Raw genomic sequence first — 20031 nt, forward strand, 5'->3', positions numbered from 1 at the left:
TCCTCCTACTTAGTTTTAATCCGCTTAAGCATTCTGCGGCTATCTTTTTTATTGGTAATAATCTGTCCCTGAAGGGTTTTAACTTCACGTAACCCAGCATCGATCAGGATCGTAATTGCAAACCAACCAACAATGACATCAATCGCTTCTTGAATCAATGACATCACAATTGTGGTATTAGGAATGTCCCAATCCCAAAAGGTATGTAGGGCAATCACTAGTAATAAGAATATAAAGAATCGGGGTTTGGTAAAGAAGTCACGCACCGTAAACGGCTTCTTTCTAACTTTACCTAGAATAATTGCCCCGCCAACAATTGCCGCCCACACGGTATGAGTTCCAAAGGCTTGGAAGCTTCGCGTAAAGATGGTAAACAGTCCATACTCACTCACATAACCGGAACTTTCAAACACTGAGAAACCCGCACCAATGGCGGCACCAATTAGCACCCCATTAAATATATAGTTCACCTTATAGCGATTGATAAACAAAATAATTACGAGACACTTTGCTACTTCTTCGACAAAACCGACTAACAATGCGTTTTCAATACTAACTGTCGTTTTAATTGGTAACGCTAAATACAAACTCATCGTAACCAACAACGACATAATTCCACCAACCAGGAATGTCGTCAGTAATTGCAGGACCGAAATGTTCTGATACACATTAATTTCAAAAAACATCATCAAAAGCGAAAACGGCACCGCCAACGATCCAATAAAAATCATTCCTGGAATTGCCTTATCACTTTGGAATAGGTACAACAACAGCATTAGCATTGAAAAACTAACTGCCAGGACTAAAAATACTCGAGTGAAGAACCAAGGTTTGACTGGGCGACTTGAGACTTTCTTTAAGCTAGGAGTCGTCGTCCGGGTTCCCACAATAAACAAACGGTCAGCCTCATCTTTGGTATGACGTTTAAATACCTCAGAGAACATCTTAGAAAGGTGAATTTCGACCGTCTCATCAGGATTATCGCCCAGATGCTTGGCAATGTTGTCGTCTAAATTATCATAATTTCGCTTAACACCTGTCCATAAAAATGAACACATTTTACGAAAGGTGCTCGTAATTTTATTTTCCATATAGAACTCCCTGTTTATCAGTCTTACTAAGCGTAAACTAGAAATTAATTTGATTCAAGTGGTAGAAAAATTGAGTTTTAAGTCATAATCGAGTATTATTAAGTAAAGGGTTTTCATTACTGATATTATAATAACTGGAGGTAGTTTTTAATGGCCCAAAAGAAAATGATTCTTGATCTTGATACTGGTATTGATGACGCAATGGCAATCGCCTACGCAGTCGCTTCACCCGAAGTTGATCTAATCGGGATTGTTGGTTCATACGGAAACTTATACGTTGAAGATGGTGCAATCAACTCACTGAAAATTCTCGAATTACTTGGAGTAACCGATGTACCCGTGTACGTTGGTTTATCACATTCATCTGAAGATGATCACTTCGACAGAATGCCTGTTTCAGCACAGATTCATGGTGAAAATGGAATTGGTGAAGTTGAACTTCCAGCACCAAGTCGTCCGGTTGAATCAAAAAATCCAGACGATGCCATCGATTTCTTAATCGACTCAGTCAAAAAATACGGTAAAGATTTGATTTTAGTTCCAACGGGTCCATTAACTAACCTTGATGCTGCTATCCAAAAAGATCCTTCAATTACCAAAGAAATTGGTAATGTCACAATTATGGGTGGTGCATTAACAGTTCCTGGTAACGTATCTAACGTGACTGAAGCAAACATCCAACAAGATGCAGCTGCAGCTAACCGTGTATTTACCAGCCCACTCCACTTAACGATGGTTGGTCTTGATGTTACTTTGAGAACCCTATTAACTTATAAAGAAACTCAACAATGGCGTGACCTTGGCACGAAGTCAGGTAAGGCATTTGCTGATATCGTTGATTATTATATCAAAGCCTACGAAGTTACTAGCCCAGATTTGCACGGATGTGCTTTGCATGATCCATTTGCTGTTGGGGTTGCAATCAATCCCGACTTCGTTAGTTGCCTAGATTTGAATATGTACGTAACTACTGATGATAAGTTTTACGGTAGAACTGTTGGGGATCCAGCAAGACTTTCAGAACCTGACACCAATGTTAAAGTAGCGGTAAACGCTAATGTTGATGCATATCTAAATGAATTTATGAATCGTCTAACTGGACTATTCAAAGAAAATTAGCCGGTAGCCATATCGGTAATTTTAAAAAACTAGCTAAGTTGTTTTCCAACATCTTAGCTAGTTTTTTAGTCTTATTTAAACAGCTCCTGGGTATCTTTTCTCTTTAAAAATGCAGCAACACCATCGTCATCATTCGACAAAGTAATCGCATCACTAACATTTTTGACCTCATCACTAGCGTTGGCCATTGCGACCCCCACTTTAGCGTGCTCAATCATTCCAAGATCATTGGAAGCATCCCCAAATGTCATCAAGTTTGAAAAGTTCCAACCAAAGTGTTCAAGTAACTTTCCGAGTCCCACAACTTTATCCATATCTGGAGCAAGAAATTCCATGATGTGTGGTTGTGACCTAACAATGTGGTAGTTCTGCTTTAGTTCTGGAGTAAATTTAGTTTCGTACTCGTCCAATAATTCTGGCCGATCACAAATCACTGCCTTTGAATACAATTTTTGATCATCTAAGTCAGCAAATGGCATATGATCAAATTTCAATTGGCCATGGAACTGTTCTTCGTACAAAGAATGTTTCAAGTCAGTCACTGAGTACACTTGCTCGAAGTCCAGAATATCCAATGGGGCGCCAATTTCTTGGGCAAAATCATGTAGAATTTGCCAATGAGCCTTATCTACACCGCTCTTAGCTAATTCAGCTTTATCGCGGTTATGGACCACCAACGCACCATTGAAGGTAATTGTGAAGTCCTCGTCCTGTAATAAATCAAGTTGTTCAATCAAGTGCCAAATCGCATTAATTGGGCGACCAGTACACAAAACTACTTTGATTCCTTTACTATGTAAATCCCTAAGTACAGCTTCGTTAGTTTTTGAAATGGTTTTTTCACTAGTTAATAACGTGTTATCCAAATCAAGGGCAATCATCTTAATCACGTGCGCGTCCTCCTTAATTACCTCTATATTGTACAACCATATGTGAACAATTGAACAGATATTTTAAATAAAGCAACAAAAAAAGCCAACATCAAAAATGTTGGCTTTTGGATTCAACATAACTTATACGTAATGTTGATTATCCAATCATCTGAGCTTCAAGCTCACGAAGTTCAGCTTCCCTGACACTGCGTGGTAGAAACCGACGAATTTCTTCTTCGTTAAATCCGACTTCAATCCGGTGATCATCAAAGATGATTGGTCGCTTAATTAAATCGGAATATTTAACAACCAAGTTTACTAGTTGTGATACTGACAAATCATCTAAATTAAGATTCAACTTCTTATAAATGTTGGAGCGAGTTGAAATGATGTCCTCGCTACCGTTTTCGGTTAAGCGCAATAGTTTCTTCACTTCATCAGCACTCAAAGGATTAGAATTAATGTTTCTTTCCTTGAATTCGATGTTGTGCCCCTTTAACCATGCACGTGCTTTCCGACTTGATGCACTGCTTTGTGCTACATATAAATTTAACATTTATATCCCCCCTATAGGCTATCTTGTACAACATATCCCTTGTGTATAATATTATCACAGCGATAATTATTGTCAACACCGTTACTTACTTTTTTACAATCACTTTTTCACAATCATTTTCCCTTTTTTTGTCCCCCTGTGTGACCTATAATAGCACTAATAACGCTTTTGGGGGACATTTTTATGGAAACGTTTTATTCTGTAACACTACTTATTGTGGCCGCAATTATTTCAAACATAATTGCCTCCGCATTTGATAAAATTCCGCTAACATTTTTCGAAATTGCTTGCGGTTTTGCACTATCATTTCTGCCATTATTCCACCATTATTCACTATATCCTGAGATGTTTATGATCTGCATAATCGCTCCATTATTATACACAGACGGTACAAAAGCCAATCTAAAACAATTTCGAACTTCACTAGGCCAACTGTTTTCAATGGCTGTGTTTCTTGCCATTGCTACTGCAATATTAATGGGAATCCTCTTTCATTCACTAATGACGATTGTTCCACTAACATTGTCAATCATGTTGGCAGCTATCATCACCCCGACTGATTCACTGGCCTTATCATCTATCACTACAGACATTAAAATTCCCCACCATGTTTCTGGAGCCCTTGAAAATGAATCGTTATTTAACGACGCATCGGGGATCGTTGTTTTTAACTTAGCTATCCTAACCTTTTCAACTGGTGATTTCTCCTTAGCAAATGGATTGGCAAGTTTTTCAATCAGCTTCTTTGGGGGAATTTTTATCGGCCTCATTGTTGGATTATTATTTTATTCCTTACAAGGATTTTTAATTTCAAAATCGATGGATACCTCAACCGTTTTGGTTCCATTAAACTTAATGTCACCAATCGCTACATATTTAGTCGCTGAAGAATTTCATGCTTCCGGAATCTTAGCAGTTGTTGCCGCAGGAATTCTACATGGCCTTTACTCTAGCCGTCTACGTTTAACTTCAACTGATGTTCAATTGGTTATCAAAGCCTCGTGGCAAGTTGTTAGCAGCTTGTTATCTGGAATTGTGTTTGTCTTGCTGGGAGTCACCATTCCAACTGTGATTTCGAAAATGACCCAGTTCTCCAACCATTTCTTGATGGAGTTGTTAGTGTTAGCCGTTGTCCTATATCTTGGAATGCTAATGATTAGATTTATGTGGGCTAAATTTAATTTAGTAAATCTCCATCCAGATACCCAAACTAAGAACTCTACCAAAGATTCATTCTTAATTGCCATCGGCGGAATTCACGGAACCATTACGCTATCAATGGCGTTATCAATTCCCTTTACTATCAATGGCCACGACTTTCCGTTCAGAGATGAAATCATTTTCGTCGCCACCATTGTAATTTTATTAAGTTTAGTAGTTCCAACATTTGTCCTCCCACTAATACTAGACAGACGAGAACGCCATGATGACGCTAGCTTCAACAGTTATCGAAACCAAATGGTCAATTACAGTATTCAGCAGATTCGCTCTGATCCAACAATTAACCTAGTTGACCGCAACTATGTAATGGATTTACTTGATAGCCAAAAGAAACAAGGAACTACCAACAAAAAACAGGTTCAAGAAATTATGAACCAAATTAATTCCATTCAGTACCAAACCATCGTAGAAACTTTGGGAGATAATAAGATTGATCGGAAATTGGCAAACTTTGCCGCCCGAAGATTTTTGGTAAACCCAAACCGTCCTGGTGGCATTTTTAAAAAGATTGGTTTCTTCATTAGGTTAACAATTTCAAAACGGTGGGCAAGAAAAGCCCAACGAAAATTCGTTGAGCGTGATCCAGAAGAGCACAAAGAAAGCCGTGCTGCTCTAAGAGATCAACTTCATGCGTTGCGTGCGCAGATTGAAGATGAAGCATTTAGCAGGGTAAATGAGTACCTTGATGAAATCGAAAGCATGGAGAACAGTAACTCAGTAAGCTTTGTCCGCCGCTCCGTTACCTTCCGCCACATGCGAGAAGATGCCGATCATGAAACCGATGTTCAACGCAATGAACTACTGATTAAAGCACTTCAATTTGAGTATCAATTCGTTTCAGAACGGTTTAGACAAGGTAACATTGATAAGGAACTTTCAGATCGACTAAATCAAAGCATTGCTACCGACCAAATGGTTTATTTACAGTCGGTTGAAACTGATTAATGATTCTTTCTTTGGGATAATTTACATTACATTCAATGTTATATATACTAGAGTTCATAGATAATCTGCGGGTGAAAATATGAAAATAACAATTCTTTGTACTAGTGATACACATGGGTTCATTGAACCTACTAATTATGTTGATAAGGGCTTAAATAAACCGTTTGGAATTGGAAAAGCAGCCAGTGCCATTCGGGATTATAAGCAGCACCATAAAGACGAAAAAATCATTGTAGTCGACAATGGGGACTTTTTAGAGGGCTCTCCATTGTCTTATTATGCTGCCAAAAAAGCTGACGATACTGATCGACACATCTACACCGAATGTTACAACGAAGTGGGTTATGAGTTAGGAACGATTGGCAACCATGAATTTGATTACGGCTTAAGCTATTTGCGAGACGTAATGCGTCAATCACATAGAAAATTCATCTGCGCCAATATCGTTGATCATAATAACCAACCAATGTTAGGGAAACCATACGAAATTGTGGATTTTGGCCCGTGTAAAATCGGTTTCCTAGGTCTAAGCACCACCAGTACCAAAAAGTGGAAAAACGTAAACGACCTAGATGACTTTAACTTAGTGTCAGAAATTGATACTGCAGAAAAATATATTCCTGAAATAAAAAAGCAAGCTGACTTTGTCGTCGTTGTTTATCATGGTGGCTTTGAACGTGACCATACTGGCAACTGGAACGATATTAATCCTGGAGAGAACAAAGGCTATGATTTGCTAAGCCAATTTCCAGAGATTGACGCCTTAATTTCTGGTCATCAACACAGGAAGATTGAAAGCCATTTATTCAAAAAACCAATTGTTCAGCCAGGATTCCGGGGTGAATTTATCGGTAGAATCACCCTTAACGTATCCGCTTCAGAAAAGCGAATTACCAAAAGCGAATCAGAATTAATCAGTGTGGCTGATTATCCCGTCCATGAAAGAATTAGTAAAACAGTAACCCCTCTTGCTAAAGATGTTGCTCATTGGCTAGACCACCCCCTTTCAAGAATCCAAGGCGATTTATCATTCCTAGATCCGTTTACAGCTAGAACTGAAGATTCTTCATTCATTGAATTTATTCAAAAGGTCCAAATGGAAAAGATGGGCGTCGACATCTCAGCAACGGCTCTATACAATAACGAAGCCCATGGATTTGCGAACCCAATTACCATGCGCAACATCATTACCAACTATGTTTATCCCAACACATTAGTGGTATCTGAAATTTCGGGTGCGGACCTAAAGGGAGCCCTTGAAGTTTCAGCTGAATACTTCGCTTTAAAGGGTGGCAAAGTTGTCGTTAACGAAAAATTCATTTTTCCAAAACACCGCTATTATAATTATGATATGTACGAAGGCGTTGACTACACTTTAGACATTTCCAAACCCGTTGGCAGTCGCGTGACCAAGCTCGAATATCACGGCGAACCAGTAAGCCCAGAACAAAAACTGCGAGTAGTGCTTAATCGTTATCGGGCCAACGGTGGTGGTCACTACCCCATGTTTACCAAAGATAAAATCGTCAAAACAGATGATACAATCATCTCGCAGATTTTCCTCGAGTATTTAAAGAAACATCCAGTAATCGAAGCAACCAATAACCATAACTTCAACGTGATTTCTGGGAAAAAGTAAGCCATTGATATTTAAAAACACGACCTATGGTGCTTTCTGCATCGTAGGTCGTTTTTGATTCAAATAATTTTCCACCATAATATATTTTGGTGATTGCTTTTATATACCCCCGGGGGTATATTGTTATTTAGACAAAAATAAATCGAGGTAATCAAATTATGATGGATTCAATTAATAGCAATGACTTTTACACCAAGGAAACTTCAACCCCTGTACCACTTATTGACGTTCGTGAAACAGATGAATTCGCAGAGGCGCACATCCCAGGTGCCGTCAACCTACCACTTAGTACCTTAAACACTAATTTTAGTCAGCTTGATCACGATACTCACTACTACATCATTTGCCGTTCGGGTCGCCGTTCTCAATTGGCTAGTCAATTCTTATCAGCCAACGGTTACTCTGTAACTAACGTTGAGGGCGGAATGCTCGCATGGAAAGGATCTGTTGCTTAATGGCAGAACAACAATCAGTCATAAATCGCTTAAAACGAGTTGAAGGCCAACTCAGAGGCGTTCAAAAAATGATTGCTGATGATTCTGACTGCCTAAAAGTAATCAACCAGTTAAGTGCGATTCGCTCAAGTGTTGATCGTACAATTGGGGTTATCGTTGCTGAGAATCTAAAAGATTGTTTGGAAAATCCTGAAAATGATACCACTGCCCAAGAACAAAAAATCAATGAAGCAATCAAACTAATCATCAAAAAATAAGTAGCAAAAAAGGCGAGCCATTAGGCACGCCTTTTCTTTTTCTTCTTGTCAGCACCAACGTACGATACTGCTTTAAAACTGCGAATCAAAGTAACTTTGATCTTACCTGGATAAGTAAGTTCATCCTCAATTTGATCCTTTATCTGCTTGGATAACTCTTGGTTTTTAGCGTCATCCACTTTATTTGGATCAACCATCACGCGGACCTCACGACCTGCCTGAATGGCAAAACTATCTTTAACCCCTTGTTGTTGTCTGGCAATCTTTTCAAGACTCCGAAGACGATTGATATACTCTTCAACCGACTCACTTCTGGCACCTGGACGGCCTCCAGAAATTGAATCCCCTGCCGCAACTAAGTGGGCGATTGGGGTGGTAACGTCAACATCACCATGATGAGAAGCGATTGAATTAATTACTCGCTCGTCTTCACCATAGGTTTCAGCTATTTGAACTCCAAGTTCAACGTGAGTTCCATCAACATCATGGTCAATCGCCTTTCCAATATCATGGAATAGGCCGGCCCGTTTTGCAATTTGAACATCGAGCCCAAATTCAGCGGCCAACAAACCTGCAATTTTAGCTACTTCAATCGAGTGGTTCAATACATTTTGACCATAACTTGTCCGGTACTTGAGCCTACCTAGAATCTTCATCTCATCAGGATGAACAAATCCGATGTGAAGGCCAGTAGCAACATCCTCACCAGTCTTGCGAATTTCTGTCATTAGATTGGTTGATGCAGTTTCAACTTGTTGTTCAATCGTCTGTGAATTAATTTGTCTGGTAACCATCAAGTTTCCAATAACAGTTCTAGCGATTTCTCTTCTCAACGGATCAGAGGTTACCACATGAAGCATTAACGGTTCGTTTCGGTCAAAGACAATGTCAACTCCAGTCAGGGTTTCAATGTACCTTAAGTTGGTATTTTCACGACCAAGTAGTTTCTGTTTAGTGCCCTTGTCTGGTAGCACAACAGAATGTTCTACATGTTCCCGCGGATAATCAACTGGTCCACGCTGGATTGCGTCATCCGCAATCCTTCTAGCCATTTTAGGTGCAATTACTTTTGCTTCATCATTTTGGTAACGAAGTTCAACGTCACGGTCACGTTTCAAATCAATCTTTAATTGGTCGATGATTTGTTCCGTAGCAGCTTCATAACTAAGTTTAGCGTTATTTTGTAACGCAACTTTCCGCTCAGTTTCCAATAAATGCTGTTTGTCGGTCAATTCCTTGATTTCATTTTTAGCTTCATCAAGTTCAACTTGTTGTTCAGCCAAATTTGTATGCATTTGATCAAGTCGCTGCTTGGTTTGCTCAATCCCATGATTCCTTTGGTCAATCCGAGACTGGCGAGTACGGTTATCCGCCTCATAACTATCAAGTTCCTCATTCATTGAGGCTCGATACTCTTGAGCACGTTGTTTACCTTCATTTATTACCTCGGTCTTAACGCTCTGTGCGTCTGACTTGGCATTTTCAATGATTTTATCAGCTTGTTGCTTTGCTTGCTCAATTTGCTGAGCGTGCTTCTTTTGCTCAAGCTTCATCCCCGCAACTCCAGCAACCACAGCTGCGATAATTGCTAATCCAATTATTAATATCACTCAGGCACCTCCCTTCAAAAAACTCGATACAACTCATTATAACAACATTTCAGTACTTTTTCTTCCTATTTAACATACTTGTTTAGGAATGCACTCACCTTTTCTGTATATAACTTTGGGTTCTTGTCGTAGGACTGGGCGTGAGCAGCTCCCTTTACAATCAATAATTCTTTTGGCCCCTTTGTAGCATGATAGAGCGGGTAGACCATTTTTGTTGGTACAAACTTGTCTCTAGATCCATGAATGAACATCATTGGTCGGTGATTCTTTGCCACTTGTTTCAAAGCACTCGCTTGCTTAAAGTTATAGCCATCCTTGGCCTGAGTAATCAGGCTAACAATATCTACTAGTGGAAATTTAGGCAAACTGTACATTGATTTAGCCTGGTAAGCAATTTCATCGTAGGCAGTAGTGTAACCACAATCTTCAACAAAGGTTTTGACCTGTTTTGGCAACCCTTCATCCCCACTGACCATCATTGTTGTCGCGCCACCCATGCTGACACCAAACACAACAATTTGCGAGTCCTCGCCATTCTTATTGACAACTTGTTTGATCCACTTTAAATAGTCTAGACGTTCAGGCCATCCAAACCCAATATAGTCACCCTGACTTTGCCCATGGCCCCTAGCATCTGGCAGCAAAACATTGTATCCCAAATTATGAAACATGTAGGCATACGAAAACATTTTGTTCTTATTACTCATGAAACCATGAGCAACCAGCACCGTCTTGTTTGTTTTCTTAGCTGCCGGTATGTAATTAGCATCCAATTTTAAATTCTGGCCAGCTGAAGTCTCATACCACTTATCCTTTTCTACATCCTGGTACCATTTATGGGCAGGATATGCTGGACTATTCTTGCGGATTGGCTTGTCCTTTGACAAGAATGTCTTAGGCGCAGGAACGACCGCCACGTTATAGAAGTACATCCCTGCTCCAAACAGGCCGGCTGCTACAACGGCTAACGCAGAGGCGCCAATTGTAATTACTTTGGTTTTCTTTTTCATCTTATTCATCCTTAAATTAAAGTCATAACGTCGATAATAATAACACATCATCCCATTAATCAAATGGAAAGTTTTTGAGAACTGCTAAAATGCAGTATAATGAAAGTAATAACAAGGATGGTGATCATATGTTTTCTGAACGACTGAGAGCGCTCCGTACTGGGCAACACCTTACGTTAGAGGGGTTGGCTAGCGAATTGAATAAAATGTTTCCAACTGACAAGCAGCATGAAAACACCCCTGCTCAAATTGGAAACTGGGAACGAGGGGTCAGGACTCCCTCATATCTGGAAGTTCAAAAGCTCGCAAAGTATTTTGACGTCACAATGGACTACATCACGGGCTTATCAGAAAACACCACTTACGATTTAGGCCGACTATTTATCTCCGATAAGGATTTAACTTTCAACGGCCAAACAATTTCTTCTGCCGATCGTTATGAAGTATACCAACTTATTTCTGGATACTTACATGGTAAAGAAAATCGCAGTGTTAAACCTGGGTTCCAAAATGGATTTCAAGAACAGTTGGACCTTAACATCAATGACAATTAAGGAATTTTAAGATGCTCTCAAAAAAACAGAAGAAACAACTTTTAAAAAATAAACATTCTCATTCAAATAAATCGAATCCTGATTCCGACTACATCTCGCAAATGAACGCATATCGGGATCTTTTTTCTGCTGTCCCTGAAATCGGCTTTCTAATTAATAATGTCCTGCAAAGCGACCGCTTAATAAAATCAGGAATCCTACCTCAAGACTTACCAGAATTGATTTTACCAGACAATATCCAAGATCAAATTTTTGAAATCGTAAATGCTAAATATGCCAAGGGCGATCCTGAAGGGGATAAACTCTGGAACCAACTAACTGATGCTCTGCCCAAGGTCGATAAATTGCTCAGATCATACCGAGACTATCTGGAGGAAACGTACGGAATGTGGGCGTATATCTCTGCCCCCTTCGTCAGTTCAATTGCCGATTACATCGGGGATAAGGCCGTTCTTGAAGTTATGGCAGGGAATGGCTATATCTCTAAGGGACTCCAAAATTTAGGAAAACAAGTTTTTCCAACCGACAGTTTGGCTTGGGAATCCGAAAATGAAACTGGTAACCACCAAGTAACTAACGTTGAAAAGCTTGATGCGCTCACTGCCATTGAAAAGTATGGTAATGAAGTTGGTTACGTAATTATGAGCTGGTCTCCCGATAAGGATCCTATCGACGTTCAAGTACTTCAAAAAATAAGAAACGCCAACAACAAAGAGCTTAAACTCATTGTCATTGGCGAAAAAGATGGTGCAACTAACTCAGCCGAATTTTGGAAGATTGCTAACTTCATTGATGAAGAAGCAGCAGCCAAGATAAACGAACATCATCAGCCATTTGATTTAATTAAAGACCAGGCTTACCTAGTTGACTAAGATTAGGTAACGGTAACTTTTGAATAAAACGCTTTTTAGGGGCACTTCTTTCAAGTTGGAGAAGTGCTTTTTTCTGTGCCTCGCCACCACGATACTTACCAGGTTCCCCATCAGCCTTAACAATTCGATGACATGGAATCATAATCAAAACTGGGTTTAACGCAACAGCATGGGCAACCGCCCGGGTCGACTTTCTGTTGCCGATCTTTGAAGCCAGGTCACCATAGCTCATAGTTTCCCCATATGGGACTTCCTCCACAGTTTCCCAGACTAGCTGTTGAAACTCTGTGCCTGCTTCAGAAACATCGATAGGCAAGTCAAAATGGCGCTCTTTACCAGCCAAGTAATCTTCAAATTGTTCACGATAATGGGAGGTTTTTAGCTCATCGTAGTCAAATTCAATTTGGTACCGGGATTTTGGATAAAAATCAAACATCTCTGATAACTTTTTCCCTGGGCTGGAAACGAAGTTTATCCCCTTGTCCGTAACGGTGAAAAAGAATTTTGTATTCTCAATCTCAACACTATCCCAATAGATTTTTTTAATCATGTTAGATTCTCCATATAATATCACTAGTCTCATTTTATCATGAAACAACGAATGGTGCTAACGACTACTGACTAAAAAAACGCGACGATAAATTAACTAGTTTAAGATATCGCCGCATTTTTATTTCAGTTGATATGTGATCTTATGCTTTAAAGGGTCTTCCAGTCTCTATCACTGCTTATGCACATGCGCACGGTAATAATTGAACGAAGTGACCCTTTCGACATCATCCCCATACGCAACCTGAAGTTGTTTGTACTTTCCACTCTTACTTACCCGGTAAAAAGTTCCGGTACCATGATCTTTAGAACTTTTGATTTCAACCCATTTACCCTTGGCATTCTTTGCCGTTGATTTTATTGGGTCTTCATACTGATACTTACCCTCATTGAAGTTCCGGTAAGATACAGTATGCTTAGTAAACCGGATTCGGGCATAGTGATGATCTCCTAGATACTGGTACCAGTTACCCCGAATACTCTTAGGGATAACTGCAGCTTGCGCCTGGACCGTTAAGCCTGTGCTTAAACTTAAACCCATTAAACAAGCTATGCCAAATACCTTAGCAAATCTGCATTTTTTTGAATTCATTTTCCTGTCCTTCTTGATTGATTAATATCTATTATTGATTGTTCACAAAAATTAGCAACCTTAATCGACAAAAAATCAATCTTTTTTCGATTTCTAGCCACACAAAATTCACAATCTTCACGGAAAAGTCATAAATATGTAAGGGGCAACCACTACCTTTCAGCAAAATACCGAAAGCTAATAGTTGCCCCTAATTAAACATTAATGTGGTTTTAGAAGGTAATCTGACCAACAATCAAACCGTAGATTGCGTAAATCGCACCAATCACGATTAATATTGCGACTACCCTTTCAACTGGTCCAAATACCTTTTCTGCGTGATTATCCTTCTTTTGAAGAATCCAGTAAACTGGAATTCCGGCTGCAAACAAGATGCAAGTTAATAGTAAGAAACTTGCTCCGGCGGCAAACAGTAACCACAATGCATAGATACTTGAAATTACACCGATTACAATGTTTCCAGTTCTTCCAGCTGATCCGCTTGATTCATTTAACGAGAATTTCAGTTGATAAAAGGCTGAAAATGCGTATGGAATCAAAATTGCGGCACTAGCGATTGAATAGAAGAAGTTATAAGCCTGAGCAGTAATCAAGTATGAGAACATAAAGATTTCAACTAAGACGTTAGTAAAGAGTAACGAGTTAATTGGTGCACCATTTTTGTTTTCCTTGGCGAATACTTTAGGGAATGTTCCTTCCTTAGCAGCTTCGTATGGAAGTTGGCCGGCAAACATTGTCCATGAAAGCCAAGCACCAACCACAGAAATGATAAGTCCCAAGTTAACAACTACGGCACCCCACTTACCAACTAAGCTTTCTAGCAATTGTGCCATTGCTGGTTGTGACAAGTGTGCAAGTCCGTTTCTACTCATTACACCAAATGATAGCAATGTAATCAGCATGTAAATCAAGATAACGGTAATGATACCAAGAACAGTTGCTTTACCAACATCAGAACGTTTTCTAGCTCTTCCTGAGAAAACAACGGCTCCTTCAATACCGATAAATACCCAAACAGTTACTAACATAGTGCTCTTGGCTTGCGAGAGAACGCTGCCCCATTCAAAGTTACCACTTGCAGTGTCCCAGAAGTCCATTGTGAACATGTTGAGCTTAAATGCGAATAATACAATGATCAAGAATAAGAAGATTGGAATCAACTTAGCAATCGTGATGATCGTGTTAACAAATGACGCTGATTCTACACCTCGTAAAATCATAAAGTGACAAGCCCATAAAATGAATGAGGCAGCCACGATTGACCAAATGTTTTGACCATCTTTAAAGATTGGCAAGAAGTATGCAACGGCACTCATCAGTAATGTTGCATAACCAACGTTTCCTAACCATGCGGATAGCCAATAGCCCCACGCTGAGTTGAAACCCATAAACTTACCAAACCCAGCTTCGGCGTAACTATATACTCCGGCATCCAGGTCTGGTCGTTTCATTGTTAAGTTTTGGAATGTTAATGCTAACATAACCATTCCGATTGCGGTGATTACCCAACCAATGATGATGGCACCGGCACCAGCGTCGGTAGACATATCATGCATCAAGTTGAAAACTCCACCACCGATGATTGATCCAACAACTAAACCAATCAACTCAATTAAACCTAATTTTCCATCATGTTCTTTCATTTCTTCACTCCCTAACTAGGTAAAACCCCTATTTGTTATCTGTCAAAATCCGAAAATACTTTTTGCCATACAAAATCTTCTGGTCTTTAACTAACTCTGACACCATCTGACTGGTTGTTTCCCTTGTAGTTCCACTGATTTTCGATAATTCAATCAGTGTCGTTGGATAAGGTATCAAGATCGTGCCATCCGGTTGTTTCTCACCAATCTGCTCTCCCAAAAACTCGACGGCGCTTTCCACTCGCTTTTTGGCACTGGTAGTTACCATCTTTCGCAACTGAATTTCAGTTGTGTTAATGATACGTCCCATTTCCTTGATCACGGAAACCATCATGTCGGGATTCTTCTTCAACAGTTTTTCAAACAGCTGCATTGGCATAATTGCCAACTTAACCTCTGACATTGTTTCAGCACTATAACTATAGTTCTCGCCAGAAAACAAACCGATAAATGGGAACGTCTTACCTTCCTTGATGTAAAAGTAAAGTTTCTCATCGCCATTTTCGTCATAGTGTAGTGACTTTACGATACCGGAAATAATCAAATAAAAATTATTGCGGGGGTCACCCTGGTCATAAAGAACCTGGCCACGGTGATATTCCTTTATCGTAATTGCGTTCACAAGCTCATCCATATCCCGCTCGCTCATTCCCGCGAACTCTGGATGATGTTTAATTTTGAGTAAGCATTCTGTATAGTCATTTTTATCTATCATTTTCGGATTCCCCAGAACATTTTTATTATGTTGCTTGAAAAACTTAAGTGCAAATTATATGTCCGTAACCCCCAGACTAATCCGCACTAATAATTGTTCCTGATCCATCATTGATGAACCCATCAATGTTATCAAGAGCAGTAACCACTGCTTCACTCTTAGTTGCCTTAACAAAGTCGATTGCGGCCTGAACTTTTGGCAACATGCTTCCCTTAGCAAATTGGTCTTCATCAATGTACTTCTCTAATTCAGATACGGTAACGTGTTCCAATTTCTTTTGATCTGGTTTATTGAAGTTAACAAAGATATTTTCAACAGCAGTCAAAATGATTAATGCGTCAGCACCAACCAATTCAGCTAATTTTTCACTAGCAAAATCCTTATCAATAACCGCTTCGCGGCCTTCTAAGTTACCATCTTTAGTGACAACTGGGATTCCACCACCACCGACTGAAATTGGCACGATACCAGCGTCAACCAAGGTATTAACTGCTTGGGTTTCCACCACGTTGATTGGTTTTGGTGATGGAACAACCCGCCGGTATCCACGGCCAGCATCCTCAACAAAGGTAAAGTTAGGATTCTCTGCCTTAGCCTCATCCGCTTCATCCTTTGACATGAATGGACCAATTGGCTTGGTTGGATTAGTAAATGCAGGATCATCAGGACTAACTTCAACTTGTGTAACCACAGTAGCAACAGTTTTATCCATTCCCTTTTCCTTTAAAACCCGGTTCATGGCATTTTGCATCCAGTAACCAATGCTTCCTTGAGTCATCGCAACGGCTGTATCCAAAGGCATTTCTGGGTTTTCTGGAGTACTACCCCCAGCTTGTTGAAGTAACAAGTTACCCACTTGAGGACCATTCCCGTGAGAAATGATCAGTTGGTCTCCGTTTTCGATAAACTTAACTAAATGTTGAGCGGTATCTAAAAGTGCTTTTTGTTGGGCACTGGCTGAGGCATCCTTTGATAGAATGGCGTTACCACCTAGTGCAACTACGATTTTTCTTCCCATGCTGTTCTTCCTCCAAAATCAACAATTTAAATCAAAAAGGGACGGAATTGATATCCCATCCCTTCTTTGAAGTGTCCCTCGTTAGAGGTGCACTCTTCGTATTAAACCTTAGGGATGAACATGTTTCCTAAAGTTGCGGCCATCATAGCCTTAATTGAGTGCATTCTGTTTTCTGCTTCTTCGAATTGACGAGCATACTTGCTAGTGAACACTTCATCTGTAACTTCCATTTCAGTGATTCCATACTTCTTCTCAACATCTTGTCCATATTGAGTTTCAGTGTTATGGAAGGCAGGTAGGCAGTGCATGAAGATCAATTGATCATCAGGTGTGCCAGTTGCTTTAAGTGCTTCCATATTTACTTGGTATGGCTTCAAGAGGTTAACTCTTTCTTCCCAGTTATCTTCACCCATTGATACCCAAACGTCAGTATAAACGATGTTTGAACCGAGCATACCTTCTTTTACGTCATCAGTGATGAGGATCTTAGCACCTGATTTTTCAGCGAATCCACGTGCGATGCTTTGAGTTTCTTCAGTTGGGAACAAGCTCTTTGGAGCAACGATGTGAACATTGACACCAAGGATGGCACCAGTAACTAACAATGAGTTAGCAACGTTGTTACGGCCATCACCCATAAATGTAAGGGTTAAGCCCTTCAAAGTACCAAAGTTTTCCTTAACAGTCATAAAGTCAGCCAACATTTGAGTTGGGTGCCATTCATCAGTTAAACCATTCCAAACTGGAACTCCACTATCGCGGGCAAGGATTTCAGCATCGCTTTGCTTGAAACCTCTAAATTCGATTCCGTCAAACATACCTCCAAGAACCTTGGCAGTATCAGAAGTACTTTCCTTCTTACCTAATTGAATGTCATTTTGACCCAAGTATTCTGGGTGTGCACCTAGATCGATAGCTGCAGTGGTAAATGCAGAACGAGTTCTAGTTGATGACTTTTCGAAAAGTAAGGCAATGTTTTTGCCTTCAAGGTAGTGATGTGGAATCCCTGCCTTCTTTAATGCCTTCAAGTGTAGGCCTAAGTCGATTAAATATTCCAATTCTGCGGCAGTAAAGTCTTTTTCGGCCAAAACACTGCGGCCTTGGAATACGCTTTGTCTAAAATCCTTTTCCATTGTGGACTCTCCCTTGATTTTAAAGTTTATTTAGTTAAATCTTCACGAACGATTGGGCAACTCATGCAACGTGGACCCCCACGACCTCTAGATAATTCACTTGAAATAACTTCAAGTACTTTAAGGCCATGTTGTCTCAATAACTCGTTTGAAACATAGTTACGGTTGTAGGTTACAACAACGCCTGGTGCAATTGCCAAAGTGTTTGAGCCATCGTTCCATTGTTCACGACCAGCGATGATTGGATCACCGTTACCAGTTGGGATTAGGTCAAGATCATCTAAGTGAAGTGCATCCTTCAAGGTTTCCTTGAGGTCTGTCTTGTGTTGGATATGAATCTCGCCTTCGCCTTGGCCAGGAGTAAGGGTGTAAGTGTCGATATGGCCACCTTCACCTAAGATCCCTGGATGAACTGTAAATTGATCGTAGTTGATCATAGTGAACACAGTGTCTAAGTGCATCATTGCATGGTTATGAGGAATACTGATTGCGATAACAGTGTCGTAGTTACTGTCTTTAAACAGGTTACGAGCGATATCTTCAATCGCATCAGCTGAAGTTCTTTGTGAAACCCCAATTGCCATAACGTGGTCGTTTAAGACTAATTCGTCCCCACCCTCGATACGAGTGCTGTGGTTACGATCACGCCATACGTGAACACCTTGGTTAGCAAACCGTGGATGATGTTCAATAATGATTTGGTTAAACAATGATTCTCGTTGACGAGCAGCGAAAGTCATATGATTAATACTCAAACCTTCCCCTATACATGCTGAAGGATCACGAGTGAAGTAGAGGTTAGGCATTGGATCCATGTAGAATTCATAGTCCCCGTCTTCGGCCATGCTTTGTAAATCAGTTGGCACAAAGTCTATTTCATTCTTGCGAATACCTTCCATGATCTTGTTGACCATGTCTTGGTTATTCATGCTAGCAAGATATTCTTTCAAAGCATCATGGGTTGCCCCAGTTGCGTATCCAGATTCTGTTAACATCTGTTCCAAAAACTTGTCTTTTAATTCGGCCCCGCCAGCATCTAATGCTTCTGCAGCGAGCTTTTCAAGGTAAAGAACTTCTACTCCGTTATCACGAAGTGTGTTTGCAAAGTAGTCATGTTCTTCCTGTGCCTTAGGTAAATATGGTATGTCATCGAACAAAAGTCTTGGCATCATATCAGGGGTGAAGTTTTCAATTTCATGTCCTGGTCGTTTAAGCAAAACTGTCTTTAACTTACCGATTTCCGAAAAGTTGTGAATTGGACTTGTCATATTACTGCCTCCTGTTCCTTTCTTAATACAACCACATCATAATTCTTTCTGAAACCGCTATCAAGAAATAACTCTCAGACAAAACGAGAGATTTCTAACAAAATTAAGTGTAATCGTATATTTGGCATTCTATATGACAAATAATTCACAATCAATAAATATGCTCGATAATTATTCACAAAAAATATTTTAAATTAGAAAATAAATTTTTGATTAGATTTAAAAATAGCAATCCAACAGGTGGTTAAGCGATTACACGGCCATCGTTATCTAATAGAGTTGGGTTATTTATACCCTCCGTTTAAATTTATTCAAAAAATAATCACAAAAAAAGTGCCGTTTCTTCATAGAAACGGCATTTTTCACGTACTTACTTTTTTACTATTCAGAATAGAATGTATGATTTTCGACTATTCTTCGCTAACAGAGACCATCAAATCAGGGTTTACGTGTTTCATAAAGAAATCATGAACCTCTGTTGCAGCCTGCTTGCTTGGACAAAAGGTAACGATTGTATCATAACCAGCAAGTGTCCCAGTCACATTATCTAAGCGCAAGTCATCAATAACTGCAGATAAAGGGTTGGCATAACTTGGTTGCGTATGGATCACATTAACAAATTCAATCTGTTTAACATCAGTCACTGAATTATTGATCATCCGATTAAGGCGTTCCAGTTCGTTTTGGTTCCCAGACTTAAAGATCATGTATCGAGCATTACCTGAACTATCTGGTTGCTTTACAATCTGCATCTCACGGATATCTCTTGATAACGTGGCTTGAGTAACACTGATGCCAGTGTCTTTAAGCTTACTCATCAATTCCTCTTGAGTCGTAATGGTAAATTGATTGATGATCTGCTCAATTTTTGCTTGGCGTGATTCTTTCTTCATTGAAAATGCCTCCAACTAT

At 39.8% G+C, this 20031-nt stretch carries 20 protein-coding genes; 7 read left to right on the top strand and 13 right to left on the bottom strand.

The window, feature by feature from the left end; genetic code table 11:
- Positions 1 to 5: 5 nt before the first annotated feature.
- The gene (locus tag PL11_RS02430; RefSeq protein ID WP_052127713.1) at positions 6 to 1091 is read right to left on the bottom strand and encodes a PrsW family intramembrane metalloprotease; all 1086 of its coding nucleotides are present in this window, start codon (positions 1089 to 1091) and stop codon (positions 6 to 8) included.
- A gap of 150 nt (positions 1092 to 1241) precedes the next feature.
- Here PL11_RS02430 and PL11_RS02435 point away from each other — a divergent pair, with 150 nt between their 5' ends.
- The gene (locus PL11_RS02435) at positions 1242 to 2210 is read left to right on the top strand and encodes a nucleoside hydrolase (RefSeq protein WP_035166100.1); all 969 of its coding nucleotides are present in this window, start codon (positions 1242 to 1244) and stop codon (positions 2208 to 2210) included.
- A 71-nt stretch (positions 2211 to 2281) separates the two neighbouring features.
- Here the strand turns inward: PL11_RS02435 and PL11_RS02440 are convergent, their stop codons facing one another.
- Together PL11_RS02440 and spx are read right to left on the bottom strand one after the other, a co-directional pair.
- Positions 2282 to 3091, bottom strand: coding sequence for a Cof-type HAD-IIB family hydrolase (locus tag PL11_RS02440; protein WP_035166752.1), 810 nt, complete (start codon positions 3089 to 3091; stop codon positions 2282 to 2284).
- Between the two features lie 148 nt (positions 3092 to 3239).
- The gene (gene spx / locus PL11_RS02445; RefSeq protein WP_035166102.1) at positions 3240 to 3638 is read right to left on the bottom strand and encodes a transcriptional regulator Spx; all 399 of its coding nucleotides are present in this window, start codon (positions 3636 to 3638) and stop codon (positions 3240 to 3242) included.
- Positions 3639 to 3821: 183 nt separating this feature from the next.
- Here spx and PL11_RS02450 point away from each other — a divergent pair, with 183 nt between their 5' ends.
- The 4 genes from PL11_RS02450 to PL11_RS02465 all read left to right on the top strand — a co-directional run bounded on the left by PL11_RS02450 (position 3822) and on the right by PL11_RS02465 (position 8155).
- Entirely contained in the window at positions 3822 to 5804 is a 1983-nt protein-coding gene (locus PL11_RS02450; RefSeq protein WP_078256897.1) for a cation:proton antiporter, read from the top strand.
- Positions 5805 to 5883: 79 nt separating this feature from the next.
- The gene (locus tag PL11_RS02455) at positions 5884 to 7443 is read left to right on the top strand and encodes a bifunctional metallophosphatase/5'-nucleotidase (RefSeq protein ID WP_035166106.1); all 1560 of its coding nucleotides are present in this window, start codon (positions 5884 to 5886) and stop codon (positions 7441 to 7443) included.
- Between the two features lie 158 nt (positions 7444 to 7601).
- Entirely contained in the window at positions 7602 to 7898 is a 297-nt protein-coding gene (locus PL11_RS02460; RefSeq protein ID WP_035166108.1) for a rhodanese-like domain-containing protein, read from the top strand.
- Entirely contained in the window at positions 7898 to 8155 is a 258-nt protein-coding gene (locus tag PL11_RS02465) for a metal-sensitive transcriptional regulator (RefSeq protein WP_035166109.1), read from the top strand. The genes PL11_RS02460 and PL11_RS02465 overlap by 1 nt, the downstream gene beginning before the upstream one ends.
- A 20-nt stretch (positions 8156 to 8175) precedes the next feature.
- Here PL11_RS02465 and rny read toward each other — a convergent pair whose 3' ends face one another.
- Together rny and PL11_RS02475 are read right to left on the bottom strand one after the other, a co-directional pair.
- The gene (rny, locus tag PL11_RS02470; protein WP_237047510.1) at positions 8176 to 9765 is read right to left on the bottom strand and encodes a ribonuclease Y; all 1590 of its coding nucleotides are present in this window, start codon (positions 9763 to 9765) and stop codon (positions 8176 to 8178) included.
- Between the two features lie 65 nt (positions 9766 to 9830).
- Positions 9831 to 10775, bottom strand: coding sequence for an alpha/beta hydrolase (locus PL11_RS02475; protein ID WP_035166110.1), 945 nt, complete (start codon positions 10773 to 10775; stop codon positions 9831 to 9833).
- A gap of 128 nt (positions 10776 to 10903) precedes the next feature.
- On the opposite strand from PL11_RS02475, the gene PL11_RS02480 reads away from it, so the two are divergent.
- Both PL11_RS02480 and PL11_RS02485 read left to right on the top strand, forming a co-directional pair.
- A complete protein-coding gene (locus tag PL11_RS02480; RefSeq protein ID WP_035166754.1) occupies positions 10904 to 11329 on the top strand; it encodes a helix-turn-helix domain-containing protein in 426 nt (141 codons plus the stop codon).
- Between the two features lie 11 nt (positions 11330 to 11340).
- A complete protein-coding gene (locus PL11_RS02485) occupies positions 11341 to 12201 on the top strand; it encodes a hypothetical protein (protein WP_035166111.1) in 861 nt (286 codons plus the stop codon).
- Here PL11_RS02485 and PL11_RS02490 read toward each other — a convergent pair.
- The 8 genes from PL11_RS02490 to argR form a co-directional block, all read right to left on the bottom strand.
- Positions 12173 to 12751, bottom strand: coding sequence for a methylated-DNA--[protein]-cysteine S-methyltransferase (locus PL11_RS02490; protein ID WP_035166113.1), 579 nt, complete (start codon positions 12749 to 12751; stop codon positions 12173 to 12175). The genes PL11_RS02485 and PL11_RS02490 overlap by 29 nt on opposite strands.
- A 171-nt stretch (positions 12752 to 12922) precedes the next feature.
- Positions 12923 to 13342 carry a hypothetical protein gene (locus PL11_RS02495; protein WP_035166114.1) on the bottom strand — a complete coding sequence of 140 codons (420 nt, stop codon included), beginning with the start codon at positions 13340 to 13342 and terminating at the stop codon, positions 12923 to 12925.
- Between the two features lie 212 nt (positions 13343 to 13554).
- Positions 13555 to 14985: an arginine-ornithine antiporter gene (gene arcD, locus PL11_RS02500; protein ID WP_035166116.1), complete on the bottom strand. Its 1431-nt coding sequence runs from the start codon at positions 14983 to 14985 to the stop codon at positions 13555 to 13557.
- A 28-nt stretch (positions 14986 to 15013) separates the two neighbouring features.
- Positions 15014 to 15700, bottom strand: a complete 687-nt coding sequence (locus PL11_RS02505; protein ID WP_035166117.1) for a Crp/Fnr family transcriptional regulator — start codon at positions 15698 to 15700, stop codon at positions 15014 to 15016.
- Between the two features lie 76 nt (positions 15701 to 15776).
- Positions 15777 to 16718: a carbamate kinase gene (gene arcC, locus PL11_RS02510; RefSeq protein WP_035166119.1), complete on the bottom strand. Its 942-nt coding sequence runs from the start codon at positions 16716 to 16718 to the stop codon at positions 15777 to 15779.
- A 101-nt stretch (positions 16719 to 16819) separates the two neighbouring features.
- Entirely contained in the window at positions 16820 to 17851 is a 1032-nt protein-coding gene (gene argF, locus PL11_RS02515) for an ornithine carbamoyltransferase (protein ID WP_035166121.1), read from the bottom strand.
- 26 nt (positions 17852 to 17877) lie between these two features.
- Positions 17878 to 19119, bottom strand: coding sequence for an arginine deiminase (gene arcA / locus PL11_RS02520; protein ID WP_035166123.1), 1242 nt, complete (start codon positions 19117 to 19119; stop codon positions 17878 to 17880).
- A gap of 410 nt (positions 19120 to 19529) precedes the next feature.
- The gene (gene argR, locus PL11_RS02525; protein WP_035166126.1) at positions 19530 to 20012 is read right to left on the bottom strand and encodes an arginine repressor; all 483 of its coding nucleotides are present in this window, start codon (positions 20010 to 20012) and stop codon (positions 19530 to 19532) included.
- Between the last annotated feature and the right edge of the window lie 19 nt (positions 20013 to 20031).

Source organism: Lentilactobacillus curieae (assembly GCF_000785105.2).
GTDB classification, from domain to species: Bacteria; Bacillota; Bacilli; order Lactobacillales; family Lactobacillaceae; genus Lentilactobacillus; species Lentilactobacillus curieae.

What these genes read in the sequence shown, in the direction of transcription:
- PL11_RS02430 (WP_052127713.1), bottom strand. Translation starts at nt 1,091, where the DNA reads ATGGAAAATAAAATTACGAGCACCTTTCGTAAAATGTGTTCATTTTTA.
- PL11_RS02435 (WP_035166100.1), top strand. Translation starts at nt 1,242, where the DNA reads ATGGCCCAAAAGAAAATGATTCTTGATCTTGATACTGGTATTGATGAC.
- PL11_RS02440 (WP_035166752.1), bottom strand. Translation starts at nt 3,091, where the DNA reads ATGATTGCCCTTGATTTGGATAACACGTTATTAACTAGTGAAAAAACC.
- spx (WP_035166102.1), bottom strand. Translation starts at nt 3,638, where the DNA reads ATGTTAAATTTATATGTAGCACAAAGCAGTGCATCAAGTCGGAAAGCA.
- PL11_RS02450 (WP_078256897.1), top strand. Translation starts at nt 3,822, where the DNA reads ATGGAAACGTTTTATTCTGTAACACTACTTATTGTGGCCGCAATTATT.
- PL11_RS02455 (WP_035166106.1), top strand. Translation starts at nt 5,884, where the DNA reads ATGAAAATAACAATTCTTTGTACTAGTGATACACATGGGTTCATTGAA.
- PL11_RS02460 (WP_035166108.1), top strand. Translation starts at nt 7,602, where the DNA reads ATGATGGATTCAATTAATAGCAATGACTTTTACACCAAGGAAACTTCA.
- PL11_RS02465 (WP_035166109.1), top strand. Translation starts at nt 7,898, where the DNA reads ATGGCAGAACAACAATCAGTCATAAATCGCTTAAAACGAGTTGAAGGC.
- PL11_RS02475 (WP_035166110.1), bottom strand. Translation starts at nt 10,775, where the DNA reads ATGAAAAAGAAAACCAAAGTAATTACAATTGGCGCCTCTGCGTTAGCC.
- PL11_RS02480 (WP_035166754.1), top strand. Translation starts at nt 10,904, where the DNA reads ATGTTTTCTGAACGACTGAGAGCGCTCCGTACTGGGCAACACCTTACG.
- PL11_RS02485 (WP_035166111.1), top strand. Translation starts at nt 11,341, where the DNA reads ATGCTCTCAAAAAAACAGAAGAAACAACTTTTAAAAAATAAACATTCT.
- PL11_RS02490 (WP_035166113.1), bottom strand. Translation starts at nt 12,751, where the DNA reads ATGATTAAAAAAATCTATTGGGATAGTGTTGAGATTGAGAATACAAAA.
- PL11_RS02495 (WP_035166114.1), bottom strand. Translation starts at nt 13,342, where the DNA reads ATGAATTCAAAAAAATGCAGATTTGCTAAGGTATTTGGCATAGCTTGT.
- arcD (WP_035166116.1), bottom strand. Translation starts at nt 14,985, where the DNA reads ATGAAAGAACATGATGGAAAATTAGGTTTAATTGAGTTGATTGGTTTA.
- PL11_RS02505 (WP_035166117.1), bottom strand. Translation starts at nt 15,700, where the DNA reads ATGATAGATAAAAATGACTATACAGAATGCTTACTCAAAATTAAACAT.
- arcC (WP_035166119.1), bottom strand. Translation starts at nt 16,718, where the DNA reads ATGGGAAGAAAAATCGTAGTTGCACTAGGTGGTAACGCCATTCTATCA.
- argF (WP_035166121.1), bottom strand. Translation starts at nt 17,851, where the DNA reads ATGGAAAAGGATTTTAGACAAAGCGTATTCCAAGGCCGCAGTGTTTTG.
- arcA (WP_035166123.1), bottom strand. Translation starts at nt 19,119, where the DNA reads ATGACAAGTCCAATTCACAACTTTTCGGAAATCGGTAAGTTAAAGACA.
- argR (WP_035166126.1), bottom strand. Translation starts at nt 20,012, where the DNA reads ATGAAGAAAGAATCACGCCAAGCAAAAATTGAGCAGATCATCAATCAA.